Origin of the sequence: Pseudomonas jilinensis, assembly GCF_003586265.1 — a bacterium.
GTDB lineage: Bacteria > Pseudomonadota > Gammaproteobacteria > Pseudomonadales > Pseudomonadaceae > Halopseudomonas > Halopseudomonas phragmitis.
The window spans coordinates 1-1,763 of sequence record NZ_QJSA01000037.1 but is presented as its reverse complement, the minus strand read 5'-3'; the positions used below and the strand labels follow the sequence as shown (position 1 = coordinate 1,763).

The window sequence follows — 1,763 nt, the reverse complement described above, 5'->3', positions numbered from 1 at the left end:
GCAGGCCCGTGGCAATCCACAGCGGCGGCAGAGAATCCAGACAAACAAAAACCCCGGCACCAGGCCGGGGTTCTCGTCGTACTTGCAGCCTGAGGCTTACAGCTTGCCTTCCAGCTCCGGTACCGCCTCGAACAGGTCAGCTACCAGACCGTAGTCGGCAACCTGGAAGATCGGGGCTTCTTCGTCCTTGTTGATCGCGACGATCACCTTGGAGTCTTTCATACCGGCCAGGTGCTGGATCGCACCGCTGATGCCGACCGCCACGTACAGCTGCGGAGCAACGATCTTGCCGGTCTGGCCAACCTGCATGTCGTTCGGCACGAAGCCGGCGTCCACTGCGGCACGCGAGGCGCCTACCGCCGCGCCGAGCTTGTCGGCCAGCTTGTAGAGCATTTCGAAGTTGTCGCCATTCTGCATGCCACGGCCGCCAGAAATGACGATCTTGGCACCGGCCAGCTCGGGACGGTCAGACTTGGCCAGCTCTTCACCAACGAAGGCCGAGATGCCGGCGTCAGTGGCGCTGGCAACCGCTTCTACGGCGGCGCTGCCACCTTCGGCGGCCACGGCGTCAAAGCCGGTGGCGCGGACGGTGATGACCTTGACCGCAGCGCTGGACTGCACGGTGGCAATCGCATTACCGGCGTAGATCGGACGCTTGAAGGTGTCGGCGCTTTCGACCGCGATGATCTCGGAGATCTGATCGACGTCCAGCAGCGCGGCTACGCGCGGGGCGTAGTTCTTGCCGTTGGTGCTGGCCGGAGCCAGGATGTGGCTGTAGCCCTTGCCGACTTCGGCAATCAGCAGCGCCAGGTTTTCCGGCAACTGATGGGCGTAGGCGGCGTTGTCAGCAACCAAAACCTTGCTCACACCGGCGACCTTGGCCGCAGCTTCAGCCGCGGCGCCACAGCCTTGACCGGCTACCAGCACATGGATGTCGCCACCGATGGCCTGGGCAGCAGCCACGGTGTTCAGGGTCGCGGCGTTCAGTGCGGCGTTGTTGTGTTCGGCAATAACCAGAATGCTCATGTTCAGATCACCTTGGCTTCGTTCTTGAGTTTGTCGATCAGTTCGTCGACGCTCTTGACCTTGATGCCGGCGCTGCGGGCAGCCGGGGCTTCAACCTTCAGGGTGGTCACGGTCGAGGCGGTGCTGACACCCAGCTCTTCCGGCTTGAGGGTTTCCAGCGGCTTCTTCTTGGCCTTCATGATGTTCGGCAGCGAAGCGTAACGCGGCTCGTTCAGGCGCAGGTCGGTGGTGACGATGGCCGGCAGTTTCAGATCAACGGTCTGCAGACCGCCATCGATCTCGCGGGTGACCTTGACCCGGTCGCCTTCGACATTGACCGCCGAGGCGAAGGTGCCCTGGGCGTAGCCGGACAGGGCTGCGAGCATCTGGCCAGTCTGGTTGTTGTCGGAATCGATGGCCTGCTTGCCAAGGATGACCAGTTGCGGCTGTTCCTTGTCAACCACGGCCTTGAGCAGCTTGGCGATGGCCAGCGAGTTCAACTCATCGGCAGACTCAACCAGCACGGCGCGGTCGGCACCCAGAGCCAGCGCGGTGCGCAGTTGCTCCTGAGCGGCGGTCGGGCCTACGGAAACGGCAACGATTTCAGTTGCCACGCCCTTCTCTTTCAGGCGCACGGCCTCTTCTACGGCGATTTCGCAGAAGGGGTTCATGGACATCTTGACGTTGGCAAGATCGACACCGCTGTTGTCCGCCTTGACGCGAACCTTGACGTTGTAGTCGACCACGCGCTTAACGGC

2 protein-coding genes are annotated in these 1,763 nt (G+C 62.6%); both read right to left on the bottom strand.

Translation table 11 applies throughout. The features are described from left to right. Positions 1–96 precede the first annotated feature (96 nt). Positions 97–1,026 (bottom strand): electron transfer flavoprotein subunit alpha/FixB family protein, encoded by a 930-nt coding sequence (locus tag C2846_RS18425; protein WP_080049089.1) that lies wholly within the window; start codon positions 1,024–1,026, stop codon positions 97–99. A 2-nt stretch (positions 1,027–1,028) separates the two neighbouring features. Beyond that, the coding region (locus tag C2846_RS18420; RefSeq protein ID WP_131038246.1) for an electron transfer flavoprotein subunit beta/FixA family protein at positions 1,029–1,763 on the bottom strand (735 nt) is incomplete at its 5' end.

Bases quoted from the DNA above. Each gene is read 5' to 3' on its own strand.
- C2846_RS18425 (WP_080049089.1), bottom strand. From the start codon at position 1,026: ATGAGCATTCTGGTTATTGCCGAACACAACAACGCCGCACTGAACGCC.